The organism is Pseudoduganella sp. R-32, from assembly GCF_049913245.1.
Taxonomy (GTDB): Bacteria; Pseudomonadota; Gammaproteobacteria; order Burkholderiales; family Burkholderiaceae_D; genus Rugamonas.
On sequence record NZ_CP183987.1, the window covers coordinates 5,060,394 to 5,083,994 of the forward strand.

General features: G+C 61.1%; 27 protein-coding genes. 16 read left to right on the plus strand and 11 right to left on the minus strand.

Going from position 1 to position 23,601, the window contains the following annotated elements:
* Window positions 1-71: 71 nt before the first annotated feature.
* The 9 genes from cyoA (at window position 72) to ACN9MU_RS23085 (ending at window position 7,613) form a co-directional block, all read left to right on the plus strand.
* On the plus strand, window positions 72-1,013 hold the full coding sequence (gene cyoA, locus ACN9MU_RS23045; RefSeq protein WP_426162872.1) for a ubiquinol oxidase subunit II: 942 nt from the start codon (window positions 72-74) through the stop codon (window positions 1,011-1,013).
* A 2-nt stretch (window positions 1,014-1,015) separates the two neighbouring features.
* Window positions 1,016-3,019, plus strand: a complete 2,004-nt coding sequence (cyoB, locus tag ACN9MU_RS23050; RefSeq protein WP_426318685.1) for a cytochrome o ubiquinol oxidase subunit I — start codon at window positions 1,016-1,018, stop codon at window positions 3,017-3,019.
* A gap of 49 nt (window positions 3,020-3,068) precedes the next feature.
* Complete coding sequence (gene cyoC, locus ACN9MU_RS23055; protein WP_426172271.1) at window positions 3,069-3,653, plus strand: cytochrome o ubiquinol oxidase subunit III; 585 nt, start codon at window positions 3,069-3,071, stop codon at window positions 3,651-3,653.
* Window positions 3,650-4,060, plus strand: coding sequence for a cytochrome o ubiquinol oxidase subunit IV (gene cyoD / locus ACN9MU_RS23060; RefSeq protein WP_130311219.1), 411 nt, complete (start codon window positions 3,650-3,652; stop codon window positions 4,058-4,060). Before cyoC ends, cyoD begins: the two co-directional genes overlap by 4 nt.
* Entirely contained in the window at window positions 4,057-4,782 is a 726-nt protein-coding gene (locus ACN9MU_RS23065) for an SURF1 family protein (protein WP_426343507.1), read from the plus strand. The genes cyoD and ACN9MU_RS23065 overlap by 4 nt, the downstream gene beginning before the upstream one ends.
* Window positions 4,779-6,062 (plus strand): ATP-binding protein, encoded by a 1,284-nt coding sequence (locus ACN9MU_RS23070; protein ID WP_426318687.1) that lies wholly within the window; start codon window positions 4,779-4,781, stop codon window positions 6,060-6,062. The genes ACN9MU_RS23065 and ACN9MU_RS23070 overlap by 4 nt, the downstream gene beginning before the upstream one ends.
* Window positions 6,063-6,072: 10 nt before the next feature.
* Window positions 6,073-6,609 (plus strand): response regulator transcription factor, encoded by a 537-nt coding sequence (locus tag ACN9MU_RS23075; RefSeq protein WP_426318688.1) that lies wholly within the window; start codon window positions 6,073-6,075, stop codon window positions 6,607-6,609.
* Between the two features lie 86 nt (window positions 6,610-6,695).
* A complete protein-coding gene (locus tag ACN9MU_RS23080) occupies window positions 6,696-6,851 on the plus strand; it encodes a hypothetical protein (protein WP_426318689.1) in 156 nt (51 codons plus the stop codon).
* Window positions 6,852-6,884: 33 nt separating this feature from the next.
* Window positions 6,885-7,613: an alpha/beta hydrolase family esterase gene (locus ACN9MU_RS23085; protein ID WP_426318690.1), complete on the plus strand. Its 729-nt coding sequence runs from the start codon at window positions 6,885-6,887 to the stop codon at window positions 7,611-7,613.
* Here ACN9MU_RS23085 and ACN9MU_RS23090 read toward each other — a convergent pair.
* The 5 genes from ACN9MU_RS23090 to ACN9MU_RS23110 form a co-directional block, all read right to left on the minus strand.
* Window positions 7,569-8,210 carry a CatA-like O-acetyltransferase gene (locus ACN9MU_RS23090; protein ID WP_426318691.1) on the minus strand — a complete coding sequence of 214 codons (642 nt, stop codon included), beginning with the start codon at window positions 8,208-8,210 and terminating at the stop codon, window positions 7,569-7,571. The two genes, ACN9MU_RS23085 and ACN9MU_RS23090, sit on opposite strands and share 45 nt — an antisense overlap.
* Before the next feature lie 138 nt (window positions 8,211-8,348).
* Window positions 8,349-9,890, minus strand: coding sequence for a 2-isopropylmalate synthase (locus ACN9MU_RS23095; protein WP_426343508.1), 1,542 nt, complete (start codon window positions 9,888-9,890; stop codon window positions 8,349-8,351).
* A 35-nt stretch (window positions 9,891-9,925) separates the two neighbouring features.
* A complete protein-coding gene (pssA, locus tag ACN9MU_RS23100) occupies window positions 9,926-10,771 on the minus strand; it encodes a CDP-diacylglycerol--serine O-phosphatidyltransferase (protein WP_426162895.1) in 846 nt (281 codons plus the stop codon).
* A 71-nt stretch (window positions 10,772-10,842) separates the two neighbouring features.
* A complete protein-coding gene (locus ACN9MU_RS23105) occupies window positions 10,843-11,601 on the minus strand; it encodes an SIMPL domain-containing protein (protein ID WP_426318693.1) in 759 nt (252 codons plus the stop codon).
* A gap of 45 nt (window positions 11,602-11,646) precedes the next feature.
* Window positions 11,647-12,312 carry an SIMPL domain-containing protein gene (locus tag ACN9MU_RS23110; protein WP_426318694.1) on the minus strand — a complete coding sequence of 222 codons (666 nt, stop codon included), beginning with the start codon at window positions 12,310-12,312 and terminating at the stop codon, window positions 11,647-11,649.
* A 34-nt stretch (window positions 12,313-12,346) separates the two neighbouring features.
* Between ACN9MU_RS23110 and ACN9MU_RS23115 the strand changes: the two genes are divergently transcribed.
* Window positions 12,347-13,969 carry an alkaline phosphatase family protein gene (locus ACN9MU_RS23115; protein ID WP_426343509.1) on the plus strand — a complete coding sequence of 541 codons (1,623 nt, stop codon included), beginning with the start codon at window positions 12,347-12,349 and terminating at the stop codon, window positions 13,967-13,969.
* Window positions 13,970-14,062: 93 nt separating this feature from the next.
* Window positions 14,063-14,662 carry a hypothetical protein gene (locus ACN9MU_RS23120; RefSeq protein WP_426318696.1) on the plus strand — a complete coding sequence of 200 codons (600 nt, stop codon included), beginning with the start codon at window positions 14,063-14,065 and terminating at the stop codon, window positions 14,660-14,662.
* 124 nt (window positions 14,663-14,786) lie between these two features.
* Here ACN9MU_RS23120 and ilvC read toward each other — a convergent pair whose 3' ends face one another.
* The 3 genes from ilvC to ACN9MU_RS23135 are packed head-to-tail and all read right to left on the minus strand — an operon-like array spanning window position 14,787 to window position 18,054.
* Window positions 14,787-15,803 (minus strand): ketol-acid reductoisomerase, encoded by a 1,017-nt coding sequence (ilvC, locus tag ACN9MU_RS23125; RefSeq protein ID WP_426336189.1) that lies wholly within the window; start codon window positions 15,801-15,803, stop codon window positions 14,787-14,789.
* A gap of 35 nt (window positions 15,804-15,838) precedes the next feature.
* A complete protein-coding gene (gene ilvN / locus ACN9MU_RS23130; protein ID WP_028104341.1) occupies window positions 15,839-16,330 on the minus strand; it encodes an acetolactate synthase small subunit in 492 nt (163 codons plus the stop codon).
* 2 nt (window positions 16,331-16,332) lie between these two features.
* A complete protein-coding gene (locus ACN9MU_RS23135) occupies window positions 16,333-18,054 on the minus strand; it encodes an acetolactate synthase 3 catalytic subunit (RefSeq protein WP_426343510.1) in 1,722 nt (573 codons plus the stop codon).
* Between the two features lie 392 nt (window positions 18,055-18,446).
* On the opposite strand from ACN9MU_RS23135, the gene ACN9MU_RS23140 reads away from it, so the two are divergent.
* The 5 genes from ACN9MU_RS23140 to ACN9MU_RS23160 are packed head-to-tail and all read left to right on the plus strand — an operon-like array spanning window position 18,447 to window position 21,672.
* Window positions 18,447-19,040: an RNA polymerase sigma factor gene (locus ACN9MU_RS23140; RefSeq protein WP_426323830.1), complete on the plus strand. Its 594-nt coding sequence runs from the start codon at window positions 18,447-18,449 to the stop codon at window positions 19,038-19,040.
* Window positions 19,037-19,447, plus strand: coding sequence for a DUF3619 family protein (locus ACN9MU_RS23145; RefSeq protein ID WP_426162909.1), 411 nt, complete (start codon window positions 19,037-19,039; stop codon window positions 19,445-19,447). Before ACN9MU_RS23140 ends, ACN9MU_RS23145 begins: the two co-directional genes overlap by 4 nt.
* 3 nt (window positions 19,448-19,450) lie before the next feature.
* Window positions 19,451-20,311: a DUF3106 domain-containing protein gene (locus tag ACN9MU_RS23150; protein ID WP_426162911.1), complete on the plus strand. Its 861-nt coding sequence runs from the start codon at window positions 19,451-19,453 to the stop codon at window positions 20,309-20,311.
* Window positions 20,298-20,828: an RDD family protein gene (locus ACN9MU_RS23155; RefSeq protein WP_426162914.1), complete on the plus strand. Its 531-nt coding sequence runs from the start codon at window positions 20,298-20,300 to the stop codon at window positions 20,826-20,828. The genes ACN9MU_RS23150 and ACN9MU_RS23155 overlap by 14 nt, the downstream gene beginning before the upstream one ends.
* 37 nt (window positions 20,829-20,865) lie before the next feature.
* Window positions 20,866-21,672 (plus strand): class I SAM-dependent methyltransferase, encoded by an 807-nt coding sequence (locus ACN9MU_RS23160; RefSeq protein WP_426162916.1) that lies wholly within the window; start codon window positions 20,866-20,868, stop codon window positions 21,670-21,672.
* On the opposite strand, the gene ACN9MU_RS23165 is transcribed toward ACN9MU_RS23160, so the two are convergent.
* From ACN9MU_RS23165 to ACN9MU_RS23175, 3 genes are all read right to left on the minus strand, one after another.
* Window positions 21,656-21,949: a hypothetical protein gene (locus tag ACN9MU_RS23165; protein WP_426162919.1), complete on the minus strand. Its 294-nt coding sequence runs from the start codon at window positions 21,947-21,949 to the stop codon at window positions 21,656-21,658. The genes ACN9MU_RS23160 and ACN9MU_RS23165 overlap by 17 nt on opposite strands.
* Window positions 21,950-22,045: 96 nt before the next feature.
* Window positions 22,046-22,699 (minus strand): hypothetical protein, encoded by a 654-nt coding sequence (locus ACN9MU_RS23170; protein WP_426343511.1) that lies wholly within the window; start codon window positions 22,697-22,699, stop codon window positions 22,046-22,048.
* The gene (locus ACN9MU_RS23175) at window positions 22,700-23,599 is read right to left on the minus strand and encodes a LysR family transcriptional regulator (protein ID WP_426343512.1); all 900 of its coding nucleotides are present in this window, start codon (window positions 23,597-23,599) and stop codon (window positions 22,700-22,702) included.
* Window positions 23,600-23,601 lie beyond the last annotated feature (2 nt).

The window sequence follows — 23,601 nt, forward strand, 5'->3', positions numbered from 1 at the left end:
GTTTCTTGCGCATGCCTATATTACTTCTCCTCCTCGCAGCCGTCTGCCTTTCAGGCTGCAATACCATCGTTATGAACCCCGCCGGTGACGTTGCCTCGCAACAGGCTCACCTGGTGACCATCTCGACCCTGCTCATGTTGCTGATCATCGTACCGGTGATCGCGCTGACTGTGCTGTTCGCTTGGCGTTACCGAAAAGGCAACACCAACGCCAAGTACACCCCGGACTGGGACCACTCGACCCAGCTCGAACTGGTGATCTGGGGCGCCCCGCTGATGATCATCATCGTCCTCGGCCTGCTGACCTGGATCAGCACCCACCTGCTGGATCCTTACCGTCCACTGAGCCGCATCGACGAAAAGCGTCCGCTGGCAGCCGACCACAAGCCGCTGGTGGTGCAAGTGGTGGCCATGGACTGGAAATGGCTGTTCATCTACCCGGAACAGGGCATCGCCACCGTCAACGAACTGGTGACCCCGATCGACACCCCGATCCGCTTCAAGATCACCGCGTCGACTGTGATGAACTCGTTCTACATCCCGGCGCTGGCCGGCCAGATCTACGCCATGCCGGGCATGGACACCACCCTGAATGCGGTGCTGAACAAGCCGGGCACCTATGAAGGCTTCTCCGCCAACTACAGCGGCGCGGGCTTCTCGCACATGCGCTTCAAGTACCACGGCGTGTCGACCGCCGACTTCGACGCCTGGGTCGCCAAGACCAAGGCTGGTGGCGGCAACCTGAACCGCGCCGACTACCTGGCCCTCGAAAAGCCAAGCGAGCGCGAACCTGTGCGCCGTTATGGCGCGGTTGAAGACGCGCTCTACACCGCGATCATCAACCGCTGCGTCGAACCTGGTTCGACCTGCGCCAGCCAGACCATGGCTGACGATGCCGCCCGTGTACGCGCCGTGGCCGCCAAGAAGGAAATGGAAGCGCGCATCTGCACGCCAAGCGATACCTACGCTGAAGCCAAGCAGGTCGCCCTCGTATCTACTCCTCGCAAGAACTGAATATGGAAAACCAAACCACCCTCCACCCGCTGCTGGGCCGGCTGAGCTTGGACGCGATCCCGTACCATGAGCCGATCCTGGTCGCCACCTTCACCATGGTGGTCCTGGGCGGCCTGGCCGTCATGGGCGCCATGACCAAATACCGCCTGTGGGGCCCGCTGTGGCGCGACTGGGTCACCAGCATCGACCACAAGAAAATCGGCATCATGTACATGATCCTGGGCCTGGTCATGCTGCTGCGCGGCTTCGCCGACGCGCTGATGATGCGCCTGCAGCAGGCCATCGCTTTCGGCGACCAGATGGGCTACCTGCCTCCGCACCACTACGACCAGATCTTCACCGCCCACGGCGTGATCATGATCTTCTTCGTGGCGATGCCTTTCGTGACCGGCTTGATGAACTACGTGGTGCCGCTGCAGATCGGCGCGCGCGACGTGGCCTTCCCGTTCCTGAACAACTTCTCCTTCTGGATGACCGCATTCGGCGGCGGCCTGACCATGGTCTCGCTGTTCGTCGGCGAATACGCGAAAACCGGCTGGCTGGCTTACCCGCCGCTGTCCGGCATCCTGGCCAGCCCTGACGTCGGGGTGGATTACTACATCTGGTCCCTGCAGGTGGCGGGGGTCGGGACATTGCTCTCAGGGGTCAACCTGATCGCGACCATCGTCAAGATGCGCGCGCCAGGCATGAAGCTGATGAAGATGCCTGTCTTCACCTGGACTTCGCTGTGCACCAACGTGCTGATCGTGGTGACCTTCCCTGTACTGACCGCCGTGCTGGCCATGCTGTCGCTGGACCGCACCTTCGGTACCCACTTCTTCACCAGCGATTTCGGCGGCGATTCCATGCTGTACGTGAACCTGATCTGGATCTGGGGCCACCCTGAGGTGTACATCCTGGTGCTGCCGGTGTTCGGCGTGTTCTCGGAAATCGTGTCGACCTTCTCCGGCAAGCGCCTGTTCGGCTACGCCTCGATGGTGTACGCGACCGTGGTGATCACCATCCTGTCCTACCTGGTATGGCTGCACCACTTCTTCACCATGGGCTCCGGCGCCAGCGTGAACTCCTTCTTCGGCATCACGACGATGATCATTTCGATCCCGACCGGCGCCAAGATCTTCAACTGGCTGTTCACCATGTACCGCGGCCGCATCCGCTTCGAACTGCCGATGATGTGGACCATCGCCTTCATGATCACCTTCGTGATCGGTGGCATGACCGGCGTGCTGCTGGCTGTTCCTCCTGCGGACTTCGTGCTGCACAACTCGCTGTTCCTGATCGCCCACTTCCACAACGTGATCATCGGCGGCGTAGTGTTCGGCGTGTTCGCTGCGATTAACTACTGGTTCCCGAAGGCCTTCGGCTACAAGCTGGACGTGTTCTGGGGCAAAGTCTCCTTCTGGTGCTGGGTGGTCGGCTTCTACCTCGCCTTCATGCCGCTGTACGTGCTGGGCCTGATGGGCGTGACCCGCCGCATGAGCCACTTCGAAGATCCTTCGCTGCAGATCTGGTTCCAGGTGGCTGCCGTGGGCGCCGTCCTGATCGCCGGCGGTATCGGCTCCATGCTGATCCAGTTCTACGTGTCGTTCCGCCGCCGCGCTGCCCTGCGCGACGTGACCGGCGATCCGTGGGATGGCCGTACCCTGGAGTGGTCGACCTCGTCCCCTCCACCGGACTACAACTTCGCGTTCACCCCGCGCGTGTATGACAACGACACCTGGACCGACATGAAGCGCAAGAACTACCTGCGCCCGGTGAAAGACTTCGTGGCGATCCACATGCCGAAGAACACCGCTGCCGGCTTCGTCATCGCCGGCCTGAGCGCCGCGACCGGCTTCGCCCTGGTCTGGCAGATGTGGATCTTCGCTGTGCTCGGCCTGGTGGCCACCGTGGGCGCCGCGATCATCCATACCTTTAACTACAAGCGCGATTACTACATCCCGGCCGAAGAAGTCGTTGTGACCGAAGCCGAGCGCACCCGTACCCTGGAGGCCGCCAATGTCTGAAATGGTTCTTGATCCTGCCAAGGCAGGTGCGCACGGCGCGCAGGACGACATGCCGTTCCACGTCCGTGAACACCACCCGGAGAACGGCACCCTGCTGGGCTTCTGGATTTACCTGATGAGCGATTGCCTGATCTTCGCCGTCCTGTTCATCGCTTACGCTGTCCTGGGCCGCAACTTTGCGGGCGGCCCGTCCGGCGCCGAGCTGTTCGACCTGCCGCTGGTGGCCCTGAACACCGGCTTCCTGCTGCTGTCGTCGATCACTTACGGCTTCGCCATGCTGGCGTCCCAGCGCGCCAAGCTGGGCACCACCCTGGCGTGGCTGGCGGTCACCGGCCTGTTCGGCCTGGGCTTCCTCAGCCTGGAAATGTTCGAGTTCGTTCACCTGATCCATGAAGGCGCCGGCCCGCAGCGCAGCGCGTTCCTGACCTCGTTCTTCGCGCTGGTCGGCACCCACGGCCTGCACGTGACCTTCGGCGTGATCTGGCTCGTTACCCTGATGGTCCAGCTGAACCGCCACGGCCTGACCGAAGCCAACACCCGCCGCCTGATGTGCCTGTCGATGTTCTGGCACTTCCTGGACGTGATCTGGATCGGCGTCTTCACCTTTGTCTACCTGATGGGAGTCCTGCCATGAGCGCACACCACGACCACGAACACGGCCATGGCCACGGCGCGCACGGCGACGGCCATGACCACGGCAGCCTGAAAAGCTATGCGATCGGCTTCATCCTGTCGGTGATCCTGACCGCGATTCCGTTCTGGCTCGTCATGGGCCACGTGATCAAGGATTCGAGCACCACCGCCTTCGTCATCCTCGGCTTCGCAGCAGTGCAGATCGTGGTTCACATGATCTACTTCCTGCACATGAACTCGCGTTCGGAAGGCGGCTGGAGCTTGCTGGCACTGATCTTCACCATCGTCCTGGTCGTCATCGTGCTGACCGGCTCGATCTGGGTCATGTACCACCTGAACCACAACATGATGCCGTCCATGGGTCCGGCCGGCAGCTCCTCCGTGCAGCAAATGCACGACATGCCTTGAGCCAAGCGCGCACCGCCTCCCCGCGGGCGCGCCTGTTCTGGGCCGCCGGGATCTCGCTCGCCTGTGCGGTATTCCTGGCGCTCGGGACCTGGCAGCTGTTTCGCATGCAGTGGAAGCACGAGCTGATCGCCCGCGTCAACCAGCGGGCGCACGCGGCTCCTGTTGCAGCTCCCTCCCCTTCCGAATGGCCGTCCCTCACGGCCGACAATGCCGAATACCGGCACGTGCAAGTTTCCGGCACCCTGCTGCTCGATCGCAGCACCCTGGTGCAGGCATCCACCCAGCTCGGCCCCGGTTTCTGGGTCATGACGCCGCTGCAAACCGCCGCTGGCGACATCGTATTCGTCAACCGCGGCTATGTCGCCGACCGCAAGACGGGCGTCGGCTCCGGCACTGCTGCTGCCGAAGTCACCGGCCTGCTGCGCATGAGCCAGGCCGACGGCGACCTGCTGCGCAAGAACGATCCTGCCGGCCAGCGCTGGTATTCGCGCGACGTGCAAGCCATGGCCGCGGCCAGCGGCCTGTCCCAGGTCGCCCCCTACTTCATCGATGCCGACGCCAGCCCCGCCCCACAGGCCGCGCAGCCCGTCGGCGGCCTCACCGTGATCGCTTTCCGTGATAATCATCTGGTATACGCATTAACTTGGTATGCTCTAGCGTTGATGATCATCGGGCGAACATGGCAAATCACTCGGAAAACACGGCGGAACCTGGCGGAATGATGTCCTTGTCCCTCGCGGCGGGCGTCGGCGATACTACTGGCCACAAAAACATGCTGTACCTGATCCGGCTGCGCTGGATTGCGGTACTGGGCCAGATCACGACCATCGCTGGCGTTACCCTTGGCCTTGGCCTCAACCTGCCGATGCCGCAGATGCTGACGGTGCTGGCCTGCCTGATCGCCTTCAACATCGGCAGCCATTTGCGCTGGCACGAAAACCCGATCGTCACCAATAACGAAATGCTCCTGGCGCTACTGGTCGACGTGGCCAGCCTGACGGCGCAGCTGCATTTCAGCGGCGGCACCACCAATCCCTTCGCCTTCCTCTACCTGCTGCAGGTGATCCTGTCGGCCGTGCTGCTCGACGCCTGGGCTGCCTGGACCATTGTCGGCATCACCGGCGCCTGCCTGGGCGGCCTGGCCCTGTTCTCCAAGCCCCTGCCCCTGCTGCTGGAGGATGAAAGCGCGTTTGCCCACCTGTATGTGGTGGGCATGATTATCTGCTTCCTGCTGAACGCCGGCCTGCTGGTTATTCTGATCAAGCGCATCACCGGCAACCTGCGCGAACGCGACGCGCACCTGGCCGACCTGCGCCAGCGCGCTGCGGAGGAAGACCATATCGTGCGCATGGGCCTTCTGGCGTCGGGCGCAGCCCATGAACTGGGCACGCCAATGGCAACCATGTCGGTCCTGCTGGGCGACTGGAAGCGCATGCCCGAATTTACCGGGAATGCAATCCTGCAGGAAGAAATCGAAGAGATGCAAACCCAGCTCCAGCGCTGCAAGACCATCGTCACCGGCATCCTCCTGTCGGCCGGCGAGCTGCGTGGCGAATCGTCTGCCAAGACCACGCTGCGCGCCTTCCTTGGCGAGCTGCTGGACGAATGGCGCAGCAACCGCCCGGTGATGGCATTCGAGTTCGATGACCGCTTGCCGAGCGACCTACCGGTTGTCTTTGAATCGGCACTCAAGCAGACGATTTTCAATTTGCTCGATAACGCGCTGGAAGCCTCGCCGCGATGGGTCAAGCTCGAGGCTTCTGCGGAAGACGAGGTTCTGAAACTGGCCGTAAGCGACCGCGGTCCCGGCTTCGCGCCGGCGATGCTGGCGCAATTCGGCAAGCCCTACCAGTCGAGCAAGGGCCGGCCCGGCAGCGGGCTGGGACTGTTCCTGGTCGTGAATGTCATTCGCACGCTGGGCGGCACCGTCGAAGCACGTAATCTGGAACAAGGCGCGCTGGTCGAGCTGCGCCTGCCGCTGTCGGCAATCGCCCTGGAATAGGAGAAGCAGGATGACTACAGAGCGCTTATTGCTGATCGTGGAAGACGACCCCGCTTTCGCGCGCACCCTTTCACGTTCGTTCGAACGGCGCGGCTACACCGTGCTGAAAGCATCCAACCTGGAAGAAGTCGGCACCCTGCTGCAAAAGCACACGCCGACGCACGCCGTGGTCGACCTCAAGCTGGAAGGCAACACCTCCGGCCTCGCCTGCGTGCAGGCGCTTCACACCCACTCGCCTGAGATGCTGATCGTGGTGCTGACCGGCTTCGCCAGCATCGTTACCGCTGTCGAAGCGGTCAAGCTGGGCGCCTGCCAATACCTGGCCAAGCCTTCCAATACAGACGATATCGAAGCCGCCTTCTCGCATGTTGCCGGCGTGGCCGAGGTCGAGCTGACCAACCGCTCCACCTCCATCAAGACGCTGGAGTGGGAACACATTCACCAGGTGCTGGCGGAAACCGGTTTCAACATCTCGGAAGCCGCCCGCCGGCTCGGCATGCATCGCCGCACGCTGGCGCGCAAACTCGAAAAGCAACGGGTGAAATAGCTCATGGGTCTCCGCGACTCTTGCACTCCTTCTTCATCGGGTCAAACCTGAGTGATGGCCCGGTCGCTCCGCTGACCCGGGTCGAGATGATGCAGCCAGAGGGCCCGCGCCATTACCTGAAAGCCGCACCGCTCCCGCGCCCCGGCGAAAAGCGTCCATTGGTCGTAGTCCTGCATGGCAGCGGTGCTTCTGCCGAACAGGTCATGGGCCAGGCATTTCCTTTTTCGCCACTGTCGGTCTGACTGGAAATCGCCGAACGAGAGCAAGTTGTCGTTGTGGCGCCTGACGGAATCAAGCGCCGCGGCCAACGCGCATGGAACGACGGTTTTGCCGACGTGGCGAGCAATCCCAAGTGCGACGACGTCGCCTTCATCGGCGCTGTCATCGATCACGCCATCGCCGAGGATGGCGCCGATCCGGAACGGGTCTACGTGATCGGCGTTTCCAAGGGCGGCATGATGGCCTACCGGATTGCCGCCGAACTGCCGCAAAAACTGGCCGCGTTCGCGACCGTGCTGGCAGCGATGCCGCAGCGAGCGGCTTACGCCATGCCGGAGACGGCCCTCCCCGCCCTGATCGTCGCCGGCGAAAGAGACCCGTTCATTCCGTACTCGGGCGGCAAGTCATTCGTTACGCTGTGGTACACGGCACCGTCATTGGGCATGGAAGCCACAGCCGCCGTCTGGCGAAAATTGGCCCGGCTCGCGGGCGAGCCTGCCGTCGAGCACCTGGCAGCCACGAAGGGCGATTCGACCCGAGCAATCCGTTACACATGGGGCAATCAAGCCGAAGAGGTTCAGGTCAGCCTCCTGAAGATCGTCGGCGGCGGCCACGCGGAACCAAGCCGGAAGAAGCGCTATCCCGGCTTGTTCAGCCGTTTCCCCGGCCGCCAGAACGCAGGCATCGAGATCGCGGAAGAAGCCTGGACCTTCTTCAAGGACAAGCGGCGCAAGCCGCCTTCAGAGGCTGGTCTCGAGCGCAATACGTTCGCCGAGACGCTGTAGCAGCAGGTGGACGTGGTAGCCGTCCACGAAACCATGATGCGCCTGGACACAGAATGGCACCGTCATCATGTCGCCACCCAGCTCACTGTAGCGCCCCCATGCAATTAACGGAATATCGGCCGATGTGTACTCATAGATCGGGTGTTCGATGGCGCGCATGTCGAGCCATGGCATGCAGGTGGTGTAGACGTTGTTCTTCTGCTCGCGCGGCGTCAGGTCGCGGCCAGTGTTAATGAATTCACGCGTCGCACGCGCCTCAACGCCTGCCGCCAGGCTACGGGTGATGAACTCGGCACGGTCGGTCGACATGTCGAATCGCGCGTAATTCAGGTTGTTGTCAAGATTGATGACCGTGTAACCACCGTAAAAATCATCGATCTTGATCACCTCTCCTTCGAACTCGCGGTACAGGAAGTTGTCGACATCCTTCACGCTCATATACAGGCAATACAGGAGAAAATGGAACGGCGGCAGTTGCCGCTCCTTGCAATAATGGCGAAACTCCGGCAACCGGGCGACGACGCTCAGGTTCAGCAGCGGGTTGGCATATTGGCGAAACGACTCATAGCGATCGCGGCGAAATTCAAATTTATCCATTTTCAGAGCTCACTCAGCGAGTCGGTCATCATATGGAGGACTCAACGGCCTGTCCTTAACATTTGCCAAGCATATTCCTTTGCGATTGATGCGCTTAAGGTTCCGTTCTGGAATAAGCGAGAAAGAAAGCTCATAGGGTCAGATAGCTTGCGGGTTGAGTCGTTCGATTTTGGAATGGAGCTTGTTCAGGCCCGCAAGGTACGCTTTGGCGGAAGCAACCACGATATCCGGGTCGGCGCCGACGCCGTTGACGATGCGGCCCGAATGCGCCAGCCGCATGGTCACCTCCCCCTGCGACTGGGTTCCGGGGCTGATGCCGCTGATCGCGAACAGCACGAGTTCCGCGCCGCTTTGGGCCTTGCTTTCAATGGCGTTGACCATGGCGTCGACCGGGCCGTCGCCCGTGCCTTCGGCGGCATGCTCGATGCCGTCAATCGAAAACACGACGCGCGCAAACGGCAGTTCGCCGGTTTCCGAACGCTGCGACAGGGAAACGAAGCGGTAATGCTCGCCGCCGGACGCAGCCTCTTCATCGCTCACCAGCGCCATGATGTCTTCGTCAAAGATTTCAGCTTTGCGGTCTGCCAGCTCCTTGAAGCGCGTGAAGGCGGCGTTCACTTCGGCTTCGGAATCGAGCTCGATGCCCAGCTCCTGCAAGCGCTGCTTGAAGGCGTTGCGGCCGGAGAGCTTGCCCAGCACGATCTTGTTGGCCGTCCAGCCCACATCCTCGGCGCGCATGATTTCGTAGGTTTCGCGCGCCTTGAGTATACCGTCCTGGTGGATGCCGGAAGCATGGGCAAACGCGTTGGCGCCAACGACCGCCTTGTTCGGCTGCACGGCAAAGCCGGTAATCTGCGACACCATCTTCGATGCCGGCACGATCTGCGTCGTATCGATGCCGCAGTCCAGGTTGAAGTAGCCGGCCCGCGTGCGCAGCGCCATCACCACCTCTTCCAGCGCCGTATTGCCGGCCCGTTCACCCAGGCCGTTGATGGTGCATTCAACCTGCCTGGCACCTCCAATCATCACGCCTGCCAGCGAGTTTGCCACGGCCAGGCCAAGGTCGTTATGGCAATGGACCGACCACACAGCCTTGTCCGAGTTGGGAATGCGCTCGCGCAGCCGGCGGATCGTCTCGCCGTACAGCTCCGGCACGGCATAGCCCACGGTATCAGGGAAATTGATGGTGGTGGCGCCTTCCGCGATCACGTTTTCCAGCACGCGGCACAGGAAATCCTCTTCCGAACGGCTGCCATCCTCCGGGCTGAATTCAATATCGTCGGTGAATGTGCGCGCGAAGCGGATCGCAAGCCTGGCCTGTTCCAGCACCTGCTCCGGCTCCATGCGCAGCTTCATCTGCATATGCAGCGGCGAGGTCGCGATGAAGGTGTGGATGCGTTTGCGCTCCGCCGGCTCAAGCGCTTCCGCAGCGCGGGCCAGGTCGCGGTCATTGGCGCGCGCCAGGGAGCAGACGATCGGCTCGCGAACGGCTGTGGCAATGGCACGGATGGATTCAAAGTCGCCCTGCGAAGCAGCGGCAAAACCCGCCTCGATCACGTCGACCCGCAGCTTTTCAAGCTGGCGGGCGATGCGCACTTTCTCTTCGCGGGTCATGGACGCGCCCGGCGATTGCTCGCCGTCGCGCAAGGTTGTATCGAAGATGATGAGGCGGTTATTCATGGAGTCGCTCCTTCTGAATTGCCGCCCCAGCGGCGTTACGATTTATCTTCTGGCGAGGTTTTCTCGATCAGCTTGACCGGGTTGCCCTTGAACAGGCGGGTCAGGTAAATCACGTAGCCTGACAATCCATATGCCACGAACAGGACGAACAGCACCTTCGGCGGATCGATCGAGATCAGGGCGAAGAACATCGCGATCAGGAACACGGCCAGGAACGGTACCGACTTGCGGAAGTTGATGTCCTTGAAGCTGTAGAACGGCACGTTCGACACCATGCTCAGGCCAGCGAATACCGCTAGCACCCAGCCCTGCCACGGATACAGCACGCCATCGACTTCCAGGTCGGTCAGCAGCATGACGAAGCCGGCGATCAGGGAGGCCGCAGCCGGTGAAGGCAGGCCCTGGAAGTAGCGCTTGTCGACCACTTCGATATTGGTGTTGAAGCGGGCCAGGCGCAGTGCAGCGCCGGCACAGTAGACGAAGGCTGCGATCCAGCCCAGCTTACCGAGGCCGCGCAATGCGAATTCATAGATCACCAGCGCCGGAGCGGCGCCGAAGGACACCATGTCCGACAACGAGTCGTACTGGGCGCCGAATTCACTCTGGGTGTTGGTCAGGCGTGCCACACGGCCATCCAGGCCGTCCAGCAGCATGGCGACGAAAATCGCCCAGGCGGCGTGTTCGAAGCGCTGGTTCATGGCCATGACGATGGCGAAGAAGCCGCAGAACAGCGCACCGGTGGTGAAGGCGTTCGGCAGCAGGTAGATGCCGCGCGAGCGCGGCCTGTCGAGGCCATCGGCTCCCTTGCGGCGGGCGAAGCGGCTGAACAGCGATTGCTTGCCGGCGGCATTCTTAGGCCGGCGGCGGGGGAATTTGGCCATACTCTTCCATTTTTAATACTAGGGTGACCCCTATTATAGAGGACACCCAGTATGGAAGTGGCAACTTTGGCTTACTTGAACTTGACCTTGCCGACCACGCGCATTTCCAGCGTGGTTTCGCCTGGCTCGAAGCTTGGCTCGGCCACGGACTGGTCCATCTCTGCCTTCGCCGCCATGCGGGCCATCATGGGCGCCGGGGCACCTGCAGGGCCGCCGCCGTAATTGCCGGAACCCTCGTAGTCGATGGTGTCGAGCACCGCATCGCTTACCGGACGGCCCATGGCAGAGGCAATGGAAGCAATGCGCTCGTTCAGGTTCTTGTAAGTGGCCGCGATGCGGGCGTCATCGAGCTTGCGGGTAGCGGCAGGGCTCAGGCCGAAGGACAGGCCGTTCAGGGTCAGCACTTTCTGTGCAGCGGCAACGGTCTTCGGCAGCACGCCGATATTGGTGGTGGTCATCTGTACATACTGGCCAACGCGCCATGCGGTCGGCTGGCGCGGCTTGGCAGCGGCGCCCGGCGGCAGCGGACGGTCTTCCGGATAGACCGGATAGGTGTAGTAGCCCTGGGTTTTCAGCTTGGCCTGCGGGTCTTCCTTCTTCAGGATTTCCAGGCCTTGCTTGATCTTCTGGTTCACGCGCGAGGCTGCGGCAGCCTTGTCCTTGTCCTGCTCTTCGATCGCCAGCGTGGCCACAGCCTGGTCGTTCGGCGCAGTGACTTCACCATAGGCAGGCACGATGACGGTGGCGCCTGCGGTCGGGACGGATTGTGCGATGGCAGCCTGGGTACCCATCGCCAGCGCGGCAGCGGCTACAGCTTTCAGGACGGTCATTGTTATTCTCCTTACGTGATGACGATGGACGCACTTTAACCGAAATCAAATCACAAAATTGTCGTAGTTCGTGAGCGTTTGTAACACTCTGATTACTTGAAGCGTACTTTTGCGGTCCACCGACGAAGCGCCAAAGTCGAGCGATTCCAACTTCGCGTCAGCAACAGGGCGGCGCATCGCGCCCGCAATAAAGGCGACCTGCTCTTCCAGGCTGCGATAGGCTGCTTCCACACGGCGCTGCTCCAGCTTTTTCGTGGTCTCCTCGTTCAGCCCGAAATTGACGCTCTTGAGCGCCAGGACTTTCTGGGTAGAGGCAACCGTAGCCGGCAAGGAGGCGAAATCGCCGGTTACAAGCCTCACTTCCTGGCTGACACGCCATCCGATTTGCTGCGCATCGCGCTTCTGGGAACGCGCAAGTGCTTCGTCGTAGACCGAGAAAGTCCGGTAGCTGTCCAGCGATAGCCGCGCATTCGGGTTGGCCTTTTTCAGCGCTGCGATGCCCTGCTTCAGCCGCAAGTTGGCATTGGACGCCAGCGCCGCCTTGTCCTTGCCCTGTTCTTCGTAGCCGAAGACGAGCTGCGCCTCATCGTTAGGCGCGGTGACGCTGCCGATCACAGTCACCGTGACCAACGCGTTTTCCTTATCGAAGCTCGAATGTAACTGAAACTGATACAAAAGTGTCATCTGCCTGACACCGGGCTGTGGCATCATCACGTGTCGTCCACTCCATACATGAACAAGGAAAATGGCAAAGCACCTGATTCCCGCACTGGCCCTGGCGGCCTCGTTCGGCGCTTATGCAGCGCCGGCAAAACAGCCAGCACAACCAAAACTCGTCCTCGTGATGGCCGTCGATGGCCTGCCGCAAGAGCAGGTGACGCGCTACGCCAGCCAGTTCGGCCAGGGCGGCTTCCGCCGCCTGCTCGATCAGGGCGCATGGTTCAGCAATGCGCACCAGGCGCACGGCATCACCGTGACCGCCGTCGGCCATGCAGCCATCTTGAGCGGCGCCTATCCTTACCAGCACGGCATCATCGGCAACAACTGGGTGAACCCGGCCAATGGCGGCAGCATGTACTGCACCGAGGACCAGAACTACAAATACATCGGCAACGAGAAGACCGATCCGCATGACGGCACCGCGCCGACCAACCTGCGCGTCGACACGCTGGGCGACCAGCTGCGATACGCGACTGGCCAGCAGTCCAAGGTGATCACCGTATCCGGCAAGGACCGCGGCGCGATCCTCCTGGGCGGCAAGACCGGCACGGCCTATATGTACATGGAAGAAAGCGGCAATTTCGCTTCTTCTACCTTCTACATGAAAGAGCACCCGCAGTGGGTGCAGAAGTACCAGGCCGGCAAGCCGCAAGAGCGCTATTACGGCGTGAAGTGGAAGCCGCTGCTGGCTGATTCGGCTTACGCGGGCGATTACGGCGATGCGCCGAACCTGCAGCTGTCCAGCGAATCGGGCCAGACCGACGCCGCTTATTACAAGCGTCTGAAGGCATCGCCATTCCTCGACGAACTGACCGTAGAATTCGCGCAGGCTGCCATTGAGGGCGAAAACCTGGGCAAGAACCCGGCTGGCGTGCCGGACTTGCTGGGCGTGAGCTTCTCCGCGCACGACCTAGCGAACCATGAATACGGGCCGGAGAGCAAGGTCTCCCACGACCACCTGATGCGCCTGGACCGCATGCTGTCCAACTTCTTCACGTACATCGACAAGCGCATCGGCATGGACAATGTGCTGGTGGTGCTGACTGCCGACCACGGGTTCCCGAACACGCCGGAGTTTGCCAATGAAACCCAGAAGGCGGGCGTCAACCGCGTCGACGGCAAGAAGCTGGTTGATGACCTGAACGCCCACCTGTCGTCCAGGTTCGGCTTGAACAAGGGCGTATCGGCTTACTCGATCCCGAACATCCACCTGGACTACGCGCAGATTGAGACCAAAGGTTTGAAGCGCGAGGATGTTGAAAATGCCGCTGCACGTTTCCTGATGTCGCAGCCTGGCATGGCGGATGTGTTCACCCGTACCCAGATGGAAAGCGGCGCCGTCGGCGGCACCCGCGTCGCAACCCTGATGCGCCGCGCCTGGAACCGCCAGATTTCCGGCGACCTGATGGTAGTCGCCAAGCCGCACTGGATCTTCGGCTTCTCGACCGGCAAAGGCACCACCCACGGCGCCCCGTATGCCTACGACACCAATGTGCCATTGATCGTGATGGGCAAGCCATGGGTGAAATCCGGCCACTACGGACAGTATGCCGAAGTCGTCGACATCGCCCCCACCCTCGCCTACCTGCTGAACGTGCGCCCGCCTGCCGGCGCCGAAGGCCGCGTCCTCACCGAAGCGTTGAAGTGATTCAAGAAATGTCCGCCTAGGGTCAGGAACCAAGTGGACATTTCTTCTTTTCAGACCTTTATAATGAGGGTCCATTCCCTTTTCGGAGCAGATATGTCGACATGCCGCATCATCCTCGCTTCCGCCATCCTGGCATTGGCCACCGGTTGCTCAATTAACCGCCCAGTTGCCGACGATTACAGTACCTATTTAGGGAACAATGCGCGCACAGGCGCCTTGCCGAGTGCGAAGGTTGCTGACAAATATTATCTGCCGCCCGCCACACAAGCCCATCACTACGAATTCAAAAGTGTGATGGGTGGGTATGCAAATACCTGGGTAGTCGAATTCGGAAAGGTGCTCGACGCAACCATGCGTTCTTCCGACGTTGTCGCCGCCCTTGGAAACCTGAATAAGGCCGGCAATGACAAGCCGGCCGCCGGGAATACCCTCGTATTTGACCTGCTTCGCTATTCGTTCGAAGAGCATGGCGCGCATATTGAGCTGGCGATCAGCATCCGCAATGCCAAGGGCGAGGTCTTCCGCAAAGTCTACAACGCTGACGGACAGACGCAGGGAGGCAAGATGTTCTGGGGTGGCGCATTCGCGATGAAGAACGCAGTCCAGCAATCCACCAAACTGGCCATGGACGATATACTGGCCCGCTTTATTCGCGACGCGGGGAGCAGCAACGTAGCTTCGGCAGGAAAGTGATCCGTGCAGTAACGGCAGAGCCCGTGTCACACCTTGGGGTCTGACCCCACGGTGTGACACGGGCTCTGCACTTGCCATAAAAAAACGGCCCCGAGGGGCCGTTGAAGTTTGCTTCTAGGGACAATCAGTTCTTGGACTGGTCGACCAGTTTGTTTTTGGCGATCCAAGGCATCATTGCGCGCAGCTTGGCGCCGACTTCTTCGATCTGGTGCTCGGAAGTCAGGCGGCGGCGGGAGATCAGGGTCGGTGCGCCGGCCTTGTTCTCGAGGATGAAGCTCTTGGCGTATTCGCCAGTCTGGATGTCTTTCAGGCACTGGCGCATGGCTTCCTTGGTGGCCGAGGTCACCACTTTCGGGCCGGTCACGTACTCGCCGTACTCCGCGTTGTTGGAGATCGAGTAGTTCATGTTGGCGATGCCGCCTTCGTAGATCAGGTCCACGATCAGTTTCAGTTCGTGCAGGCACTCAAAGTAAGCCATCTCCGGCGCATAGCCGGCTTCCACCAGGGTTTCGAAACCGGCTTTGATCAGTTCCACGGTACCGCCGCACAGGACAGCCTGTTCGCCGAACAGGTCGGTCTCGGTCTCTTCACGGAAGTTGGTTTCGATGATGCCGGCCTTGCCGCCGCCGTTGGCCGATGCGTACGACAGGGCGATGTCGCGGGCGGAACCGGATTTGTCCTGGTACACGGCGATCAGGTGCGGCACGCCGCCACCCTGGCGGTAGGTGCCGCGCACGGTGTGGCCTGGGGCCTTCGGTGCGATCATGATCACGTCCAGGTCGGCGCGCGGCACGACTTGGCCGTAGTGCACGTTGAAACCGTGGGCGAAGGCCAGCACGCCGCCTTGCTTGATGTTCGGTTCGACGTTTTCCTTGTACACCTGGGCGATGTTCTCGTCCGGCAGCAGGATCATCACGACGTCGGCGTTCTTCACCGCTTCGTTCACTTCCGCCACTTTCAGGCCAGCCGCTTCGACCTTCTGCCAAGAAGCGCCGCCCTTGCGCAGGCCCACGGTCACGTTCACGCCGGATTCGGTCAGGTTCTGCGCGTGCGCGTGACCTTGCGAGCCGTAGCCGATGATGGCAACGTTCTTGCCTTTGATGAGGGAGAGGTCAGCGTCTTTGTCGTAGAAAACTTTCATGGTCATTCCTTGGGTGTGAATTCGGTTCGTATTGTTTAAACTTTGAGGATGCGTTCGCCGCGGCCAATGCCGGAACCGCCAGTACGGACAGTCTCCAGGATCGAGGCGCGGTCGATCGCGTCGATGAAGGCGTCCAGCTTGCTCTTGGCGCCCGTCAGCTCAATGGTGTAGGTCTTTTCGGTCACGTCGATGATGCGGCCGCGGAAGATGTCGGCGGTGCGCTTCATCTCTTCGCGCTCCTTGCCGACGGCACGTACCTTGATCAGCATCAGCTCGCGCTCAATGTGTTGGCCTTCGGTCAGGTCCACCACCTTCACCACTTCGATCAGGCGGTTCAGGTGCTTGGTGATCTGTTCGATGATGTCATCGGAACCAGTGGTCACGATGGTCATGCGCGACAGGGTCGCATCTTCGGTCGGCGCAACGGTCAGCGTTTCGATGTTGTAGCCGCGGGCGGAGAACAGGCCCACCACGCGGGACAGCGCACCCGCTTCGTTTTCGAGCAGTACAGAAATAATGTGTCGCATGATTACAGGTCCTCCGAGCCAAGCAGCATTTCGGAGAGGCCTTTGCCGGCTTTCACCATCGGCCACACGTTTTCACTCTGGTCGGTAATGAAGTTCATGAAGACCAGGCGGTCCTTCATGCCAAACGCTTCTTTCAGCGCGCCTTCGACGTCACCCGGTTTTTCGATGCGCATGCCGACGTGGCCATAGGCCTCGGCCAGCTTCTCGAAGTCCGGCAGCGAATCCATATAAGACTCGGAGTAGCGCGAACCGTAGTCGATCTGCTGCCACTGGCGAACCATGCCCAGGAAGCGGTTGTTCAACAGGATTATCTTCGGCGTCAGGCGGTACTGTTTGCAGGTCGCCAGTTCCTGGATATTCATCTGAATCGAGCCTTCGCCGGTAATGCAGGCGACAGTCGCATCAGGATTGGCCATCTGCACGCCCATGGCGTACGGCAGGCCGACCCCCATGGTGCCCAGGCCGCCGGAATTGATCCAGCGGCGCGGTTTGTCGAACTTGTAGTACTGCGCAGCCCACATCTGGTGCTGGCCGACGTCGGAGGTGATATAGGCGTCGCCCTTGGTGATGTCGAACAGCGACTCGACCACTTGCTGCGGCTTGATCACCAGGTCGGACGTGGCGTAGGCCAGGCACTTGCGGCCGCGCCATTCGTTGATCTGCTTCCACCAGTCTTTCAGCGCGGCGGCGTTCGGACGCTGCTCGGTCGCTTCCAGCTGCGACAGCAGTTCGACCAGCACGTCCTTCACGTTGCCGACGATAGGAATGTCCACTTTCACGCGCTTCGAGATCGACGAAGGGTCGATGTCGATGTGGATGATCTTGCGCGGGTTCTGGCTGAAGTGCTTTGGATTGCCGATCACGCGGTCGTCGAAGCGGGCGCCGATCGCAATCAGCACGTCGCAATTCTGCATCGCGAGGTTGGCTTCGTAGGTGCCGTGCATGCCGGGCATGCCGACGAAGCACGGGTCGGAAGCGCGCGAACCGCCAAGGCCCATCAGGGTATTGGTGACCGGGAAGCCGAGTTTATCAACCAGTTTGTTCAGCTCATTCGACGCATGCGCCAGGATCACGCCGCCGCCGGTGTAGATCATTGGACGCTCTGCCGACAGCAGCAGCTGCAGCGCCTTGCGGATCTGGCCGGCGTGGCCTTTGTCAACCGGGCGGTAGGAACGCATCTCGATATCCTTCGGATACGAGTACACGTGCTTGTGCATCGAAATGTCTTTTGGAATATCGACCAGCACCGGGCCTGGACGGCCGGTCTTGGCGATATAGAAAGCCTTCTTGATGGTTTCCGCCAGGTCTTTCACGTCCTTCACCAGGAAGTTGTGCTTGACCACCGGGCGGGTGATGCCGACGGTGTCGCATTCCTGGAACGCATCCTGGCCAATGGCGTGGCTCGGCACCTGGCCGGAGATCACCACCATCGGAACGGAATCCATGTATGCGGTGGACAGGCCGGTCACCGCGTTGGTGACGCCAGGTCCGGAAGTGACCAGTGCCACGCCCACTTTGTTCGAGCTGCGCGAATACGCATCGGCGGCATGGATGGCGGCCTGCTCATGGCGAACGAGGATGTGCTGGAATTTGTCCTGCTTGAAGATGGCGTCGTAGATATAGAGAACGGCGCCGCCGGGATATCCGAAAACGTGTTCTACGCCTTCCTCAGCGAGGCAGCGGACAACGATTTCGGCGCCCGTGATGGGAGCTTCGGTATTCATGAAACATTCCTTTCAAGGTCCATAGGAGATTGATCGGATGCTCTTGCCTAGCGAAGTGGGCGACACCGTGCACGACTCTCAGCTTCCCTTCTTTCTGCGGTCACACTGACCCTTCCCCCATGCGTAGCTGGAGTACAAGCCGGTGCTAAACGCAACTCGTTTGGCCGGAGTTTTGCAGCGGTTTCTGGCCTACCTCTCGCGCTTGTGGCACGGGTTAGAGCAAACTGCTGACAATAGAAAGCTGGCTTTCCAGAACGGCTTTGTGTGCCTGTCCCGAAGAACCGGGGAGCCTTGTGGTGTGCAAAGCGTCCTTAACGTTACCGCGCTGCACCATATTGGTCAAGCATAATCTGCATTTTTTGTTAAAATGCCGGATTGTTCAGACTAGCGATATAGCGCAGCCCTCTTCCCGACGCATGGCCACAGACAAAGAATTATCGGATTTCCTCGAAAGTGTCGAGCGCCGCGCCTTCAAACAAGCGGTCTATGCCGTCCGAAAGGACGAATCCGCACTGGACATTGTTCAGGATGCAATGATTAAATTGGCAGAAAAGTACGGCGACAAGCCGGCAGCCGAACTGCCAGCGCTGTTCCAGCGCATCTTGCAAACGACTATACTTGATTATTTCCGCCGCGAAAAAGTCCGTAATACCTGGGTAAGTCTTTTCTCGGGCCTTGGCCCTGGCCAGGAAGAGCATGAGGACTTTGATATACTGGAATCCTACGAGGCTGAAGAGGGTTCCCAGGCGGCCGAGTCGAGTGCAGACCAGGTAGAACGGGCACAGATCTTGCAGATTATTGAAGAAGAAGTGCAAAAACTGCCTGCGCGTCAACGAGAAGCGTTCCTCATGCGTTACTGGCAGGACATGGATGTAGCAGAAACTGCCGAAGCGATGGGATGTTCCGAAGGGAGCGTAAAGACGCATTGCTCACGAGCAACACACACTCTCGCTGAATCGCTCAAAGCCAAGGGAATTAAGTTATGAACACCGAAGACACCAACTTTGCATACGGCGTGCGGCGCGCGCTCAATGAAAAGCTAGACGATCTGCCAGCCTCGACCACAGACCGCCTGGCCGCAGCCCGCATGGCTGCAATGAAGCGCAAGAAGGCCGATGCGCCGGCCCGCGTGCGCGTGACCCGTACCGCCCCGGCAGTGGCCGGCGGCGCTAATGGATTCTTCGCCAACCCGTTTGCCTGGTTCAACCGCGTCAGCGTGGCCCTGCCCTTGCTGCTGCTGATGGGCGGCATGGTCGGCGTGTACCAGTACGAACAACAGCAATCGATCGTGGAACTGGCAGAAATGGACGCCGCCGTGCTGTCCGATGAACTGCCGCTGTCTGCTTACCTTGACCAGGGCTTTGGCGCCTATCTCGAGACCCGCGAGCAATAAAGTATGGCGCGTGTAAGTGGCAGGACAAAATGGGTTGCTGGAGCAATCACGCTGCTGGGTGTGGGGATCGCTGCCGTCGTCTGGCTGGTGAGCCGTCCTGCTTTGCAGCCTGCGTCAGCGCCATCAACTGCCGCTACCGCCGCGGAGCCTGCCAAGCCGGTAGGTGAAAAGCCGCACTGGGCCGATCTCAAGCCAGCCCAGCAACAGGCCTTGGCGCCCCTCGAGTCGACCTGGGAAGAACTGGGCCCGGTGCGCAAGCAAAAATGGATTTCCATCGCCAACCGCCTGGCCAAGATGAAGCCGGACGACAAGGCGCGCGTACAGGAACGCATGCGTGAATGGGTGGCGTTGTCGCCAGCCGAACGCAAGCAGGTGCGCGAGAACTATGCGCGCGCCCAGAAGAAAGCGACGCCACCGGGCCAGCGCGCTGCCGAGTGGGAGCAGTACCAGCAACTGCCGGAAGAAGCCAAGAAGGCCCTGGCAGAAGCCGCCGCGGCAAAGAACAACCAGGTGGTCAAGACGCCTAGCCTGGCGCAGTCCAGCGTGAAGACCCCTGCTCCAGTCAAGGCCCAGGGCCACGGCCTGGTGCCGGCGCCGGGTACCGTCCCGCCGGGTACCGTACCGCCAGCCCCGATCGGTTTGCCGCAAGGCTCTCCTGCCGTCGTGCCGCCAGGCAGCTCGCTGGGTGCAGGCAACGTCGCTCCGGCAACTGCCGCAGCGCCTGCAGCCGCCTCCGGCACCGCTGCGCCGGCCGCGACGACGACCGCCACCCCGGCTGCGCCAGCAGCCGATGCGAACGCACCAGCGTCCCCGTCCCCTGCCGCACCAAGCGCCCCGCCGGCCGTTCCCAATGCAAGCAAATAACGCTGTCCCGACCGTCAAGCGTCGCCTCATTTGCATCGTGTACGAGTCGCTCCTGCTGCTCGCGGTGGAAATGTTTGCGATCGCGGTCTACCTGCTCGTGACGTTTGCGGCGCATTCGCCTGTCCTGGATGCGGGACGCGGCATTTTCGTGATCCTGGTGGCGGCTGCCTATTTCATTTACTCCTGGACGGGGAGCGGCCACACCTTGGCCATGAAAACCTGGCGCATCAAGATTGCATCTGCTGGCGCCGGCCGAATTTCGCTCCGTGCAGCGGCAACCCGCTTCATCCTTGCATGGGGCTTTGTGGCGCCGGCACTTGTCATCATCCATGTATCTCAGCTGCTGACAACACGCGCAGGCATCAGCATGGCTGTCGCAATTCTGGTCGGCAACATCGTGCTGTGGTCGCTGACAGCCCTCCTTGACAAGGATCGCCAGTTCCTGCACGACCGCATGGCCGGCACCCGCCTGCTGCAATTGCCGAAACCGGAGAAAAAAGCCGCGAAAGCCGCCTAAGCAATCGCTATACTGGACTTGGACAAGGGAGGCAACCATGGACAAGGACAGCAGCTTCACTGGCTCAATTCCGGAAACTTACGAGCGTGCCATGGTGCCGCTCCTCTTCACCCCCTACGCGATCGACATGGCGCACCGTATCGCGCAGCGGCGTCCCGCGCGCATACTGGAAGTGGCAGCCGGCACCGGCGCCGTTACCCGCCACCTGCTGCAGGAGATCCCCAACGCGCAAATCGTCGCCAGCGACCTCAATCCCGCCATGCTGGACCAGGCACGCAAAGCCGTCGATTCGCCGCGCGTCGAATGGCGCGAGGCGGACGGGCAGGCGCTCCCCTTCCCCGACGCCAGCTTCGACGCCGTGGCATGCCAGTTCGGCGTCATGTTCTTTCCCGATAAGGCGCGCGGATTCAGCGAAGCACGCCGCGTACTAAAGCCGGGCGGCCTGTATTGCTTCAATGTATGGGATGGCATCAGCCACAACGACTTTTCCGCCACCATCAATCATGCACTGGCCAAGGTATTCCCCGACGACCCACCGCGTTTCCTGGCGCGCGTGCCTTACGGCTGGCATGACATCGACGTGATTCTTGAAGAGCTGAAGCGTGGCGGCTGGACCGGCAACATCACACATGAACTGGTGACGGCCACCAGCCGCGCCGGCTCCGCGGCGTCCACTGCAACGGCGCTATGCCAGGGTTCGCCGCTCAGGGCAGATATTGAAGCGCGCGATCCGGCGCGCCTGCAGGAGGCAACCGACGTGGTAATTGCCGCACTGACCGAGAAGTTCGGCAGCGGCGCCATCGAAGGCAAGATGCAGGCGATCGTCTTTACTTGCGAGGCGTGAACTCGTAGACGCGGGCGCCCTCGCCCACGTCAACATCGTCGCCAAGCGCCAGCTCGCCGCGCTCGAAAGCCGCGACCACTTCCAGCGCCTGCTCCAGTTCGTCCTGCGGCACCATTACACGCGCACCGCCAATGGCAGGCGCCAGCAGGAATGCCGCCTGCACGTGCTGGTCGTCCATCACCGTTGCATTCAGTCCCGCCGCACGCAGGCAGCCGCACAGGATAAAGGCATCCGCCGGAATCAGGCAGCGGCGAACGAGGCAAAAGTCATTGTCCATGCCCCCATCATAGCAAGCCTTGGTCATCCACGCCGAAACGGATGCCTTGCCGACCGTGGACAATATACATGGCGGCGGCCATCCACACTGTGCCGTTCATCGAAGGTGTCTGAAAGGCGAATCAGGGTCGTCCTTGCATTCCAGGTAATGCGATTTCTCGTCCAGCTTTTCGAACCCGTGGGGGCAAATCCGGTCGAGGCCAGGTTGCACATAAGTCTCCAACAGTTTTCCCCTGGCGTCGAAATCGAAGCCCTGCCCCCCGACCAGCGCCGAATCATAGCAATCGGGGTGCGTGCAGTAATACTCGCACTCCTTGCAGGCCGAGCCGATTCCATCGACGTGGAAGGGATGGCAATGGTCATATTCTGCCTGCACGACAATCTTGAACGTGCTGGACTGGAAATAGCCGCATTTGCCGTTCTCACGGAAGCGTCCTACGCCTAGCGGCGCATACGGATAATCGAAATCACCGGTATGGTAGATGCCCGGCACAACGACACGGCCACGCCGGTCAAGCGCCACCACTTCGTTGGGGCCAGGGTCGCCGTCAATGACAATAAGCGCCTTGCCCGACTTTTCGAAGGCGAGCTTGCGCAGGTATTGCGGCTTGAGCTGGCGCACACCCTCCCGCACGGTGAAGCAGAGCGGGGACCATTCCTCTCCTCCATCTCGTGCTGGACAGGCCGGCTTGGCAGCAAGGGCGCAGAGTGGCGCCAGCACGAGCAGCAACAACAGGATCGCCCGCATCATTCATTTTTCTCCGGTCAGCAAAGGGTGTTGGGCGGTGAAGGCCGCCAAATGTTCAAGGAGGGCGCGTACGCGGGCCGGCAGGTAACGCTGCTGCGACCAGACGGCATAAACGCTGCGCTCACGCGATGTCCAGCCCGGCAGGAGCCGCACCAGCGCGCCAGACTCCAGGCTGGCGTGGCACTGCAGCTCTGGGGCCAGTACGATGCCAAGGCCCGCCTCCGCCATCATCACCGCCAGCCGCACCTCGTTGACGCGCACGCGCGGATCGGGATGCAGCACAGAGTGCGCGCCCGTAACCGGGTCCTGTAAATGCCATTCACGCAGCGGCAGCGTGGCGATTGTGGAATGTCTTTCCAGTTCAGCCACATTGGACGGCGTGCCGAACTGAGCGAGGTAAGCCGGCGACGCAGCAAGCACCAGATTGACATTTCCCAGCTTGCGCTGGGTGAGCGTGGAATCGGCCAGTGCGCCGATGCGGATCGCCAGGTCGGCACCAGTGCCAACAATGTCCTGCACTTCGTTGGACAGTTCGAGCTCCAGCTTCACCTTCGGATACTGTTCAAGGAAGCTGGCCCATGCCGGCGCCAGGATCTCGCTCGCGAAATTGACCGGCGCCAGAACGCGGATCGTGCCTTCGATCGCGCCCAGCGTGGCGTCCAGCCGCAGCGTAGCCTGGCGCAGCGACTGAACCAAGGGGCGGCACTGTTCGTAGTACTGCATCCCCTCTGCAGTAGGCTGGGTGCGACGAGCGCTGCGATGCAAGAGGCGATAGCCGAGCGCCGCCTCCAGCTTTTGCAAGCGGCGAGTGACAGTCGCGGTCGGCAGCCCCTCTTTCTCGGCAGCAGCGTTCAGGCTGCCCGCTTCGACGATGGCGATAAACAGGGCGAGGTCATCCAGCATGA

What these genes read in the sequence shown, in the direction of transcription:
- cyoA (WP_426162872.1), top strand. Translation starts at nt 72, where the DNA reads ATGAACCCCGCCGGTGACGTTGCCTCGCAACAGGCTCACCTGGTGACC.
- cyoB (WP_426318685.1), top strand. Translation starts at nt 1,016, where the DNA reads ATGGAAAACCAAACCACCCTCCACCCGCTGCTGGGCCGGCTGAGCTTG.
- cyoC (WP_426172271.1), top strand. Translation starts at nt 3,069, where the DNA reads ATGCCGTTCCACGTCCGTGAACACCACCCGGAGAACGGCACCCTGCTG.
- cyoD (WP_130311219.1), top strand. Translation starts at nt 3,650, where the DNA reads ATGAGCGCACACCACGACCACGAACACGGCCATGGCCACGGCGCGCAC.
- ACN9MU_RS23070 (WP_426318687.1), top strand. Translation starts at nt 4,779, where the DNA reads ATGATGTCCTTGTCCCTCGCGGCGGGCGTCGGCGATACTACTGGCCAC.
- ACN9MU_RS23075 (WP_426318688.1), top strand. Translation starts at nt 6,073, where the DNA reads ATGACTACAGAGCGCTTATTGCTGATCGTGGAAGACGACCCCGCTTTC.
- ACN9MU_RS23080 (WP_426318689.1), top strand. Translation starts at nt 6,696, where the DNA reads ATGATGCAGCCAGAGGGCCCGCGCCATTACCTGAAAGCCGCACCGCTC.
- ACN9MU_RS23090 (WP_426318691.1), bottom strand. Translation starts at nt 8,210, where the DNA reads ATGGATAAATTTGAATTTCGCCGCGATCGCTATGAGTCGTTTCGCCAA.
- ACN9MU_RS23095 (WP_426343508.1), bottom strand. Translation starts at nt 9,890, where the DNA reads ATGAATAACCGCCTCATCATCTTCGATACAACCTTGCGCGACGGCGAG.
- pssA (WP_426162895.1), bottom strand. Translation starts at nt 10,771, where the DNA reads ATGGCCAAATTCCCCCGCCGCCGGCCTAAGAATGCCGCCGGCAAGCAA.
- ACN9MU_RS23105 (WP_426318693.1), bottom strand. Translation starts at nt 11,601, where the DNA reads ATGACCGTCCTGAAAGCTGTAGCCGCTGCCGCGCTGGCGATGGGTACC.
- ACN9MU_RS23110 (WP_426318694.1), bottom strand. Translation starts at nt 12,312, where the DNA reads ATGATGCCACAGCCCGGTGTCAGGCAGATGACACTTTTGTATCAGTTT.
- ACN9MU_RS23115 (WP_426343509.1), top strand. Translation starts at nt 12,347, where the DNA reads ATGGCAAAGCACCTGATTCCCGCACTGGCCCTGGCGGCCTCGTTCGGC.
- ACN9MU_RS23120 (WP_426318696.1), top strand. Translation starts at nt 14,063, where the DNA reads ATGTCGACATGCCGCATCATCCTCGCTTCCGCCATCCTGGCATTGGCC.
- ilvC (WP_426336189.1), bottom strand. Translation starts at nt 15,803, where the DNA reads ATGAAAGTTTTCTACGACAAAGACGCTGACCTCTCCCTCATCAAAGGC.
- ilvN (WP_028104341.1), bottom strand. Translation starts at nt 16,330, where the DNA reads ATGCGACACATTATTTCTGTACTGCTCGAAAACGAAGCGGGTGCGCTG.
- ACN9MU_RS23135 (WP_426343510.1), bottom strand. Translation starts at nt 18,054, where the DNA reads ATGAATACCGAAGCTCCCATCACGGGCGCCGAAATCGTTGTCCGCTGC.
- ACN9MU_RS23145 (WP_426162909.1), top strand. Translation starts at nt 19,037, where the DNA reads ATGAACACCGAAGACACCAACTTTGCATACGGCGTGCGGCGCGCGCTC.
- ACN9MU_RS23150 (WP_426162911.1), top strand. Translation starts at nt 19,451, where the DNA reads ATGGCGCGTGTAAGTGGCAGGACAAAATGGGTTGCTGGAGCAATCACG.
- ACN9MU_RS23155 (WP_426162914.1), top strand. Translation starts at nt 20,298, where the DNA reads ATGCAAGCAAATAACGCTGTCCCGACCGTCAAGCGTCGCCTCATTTGC.
- ACN9MU_RS23160 (WP_426162916.1), top strand. Translation starts at nt 20,866, where the DNA reads ATGGACAAGGACAGCAGCTTCACTGGCTCAATTCCGGAAACTTACGAG.
- ACN9MU_RS23165 (WP_426162919.1), bottom strand. Translation starts at nt 21,949, where the DNA reads ATGGACAATGACTTTTGCCTCGTTCGCCGCTGCCTGATTCCGGCGGAT.
- ACN9MU_RS23170 (WP_426343511.1), bottom strand. Translation starts at nt 22,699, where the DNA reads ATGATGCGGGCGATCCTGTTGTTGCTGCTCGTGCTGGCGCCACTCTGC.
- ACN9MU_RS23175 (WP_426343512.1), bottom strand. Translation starts at nt 23,599, where the DNA reads ATGCTGGATGACCTCGCCCTGTTTATCGCCATCGTCGAAGCGGGCAGC.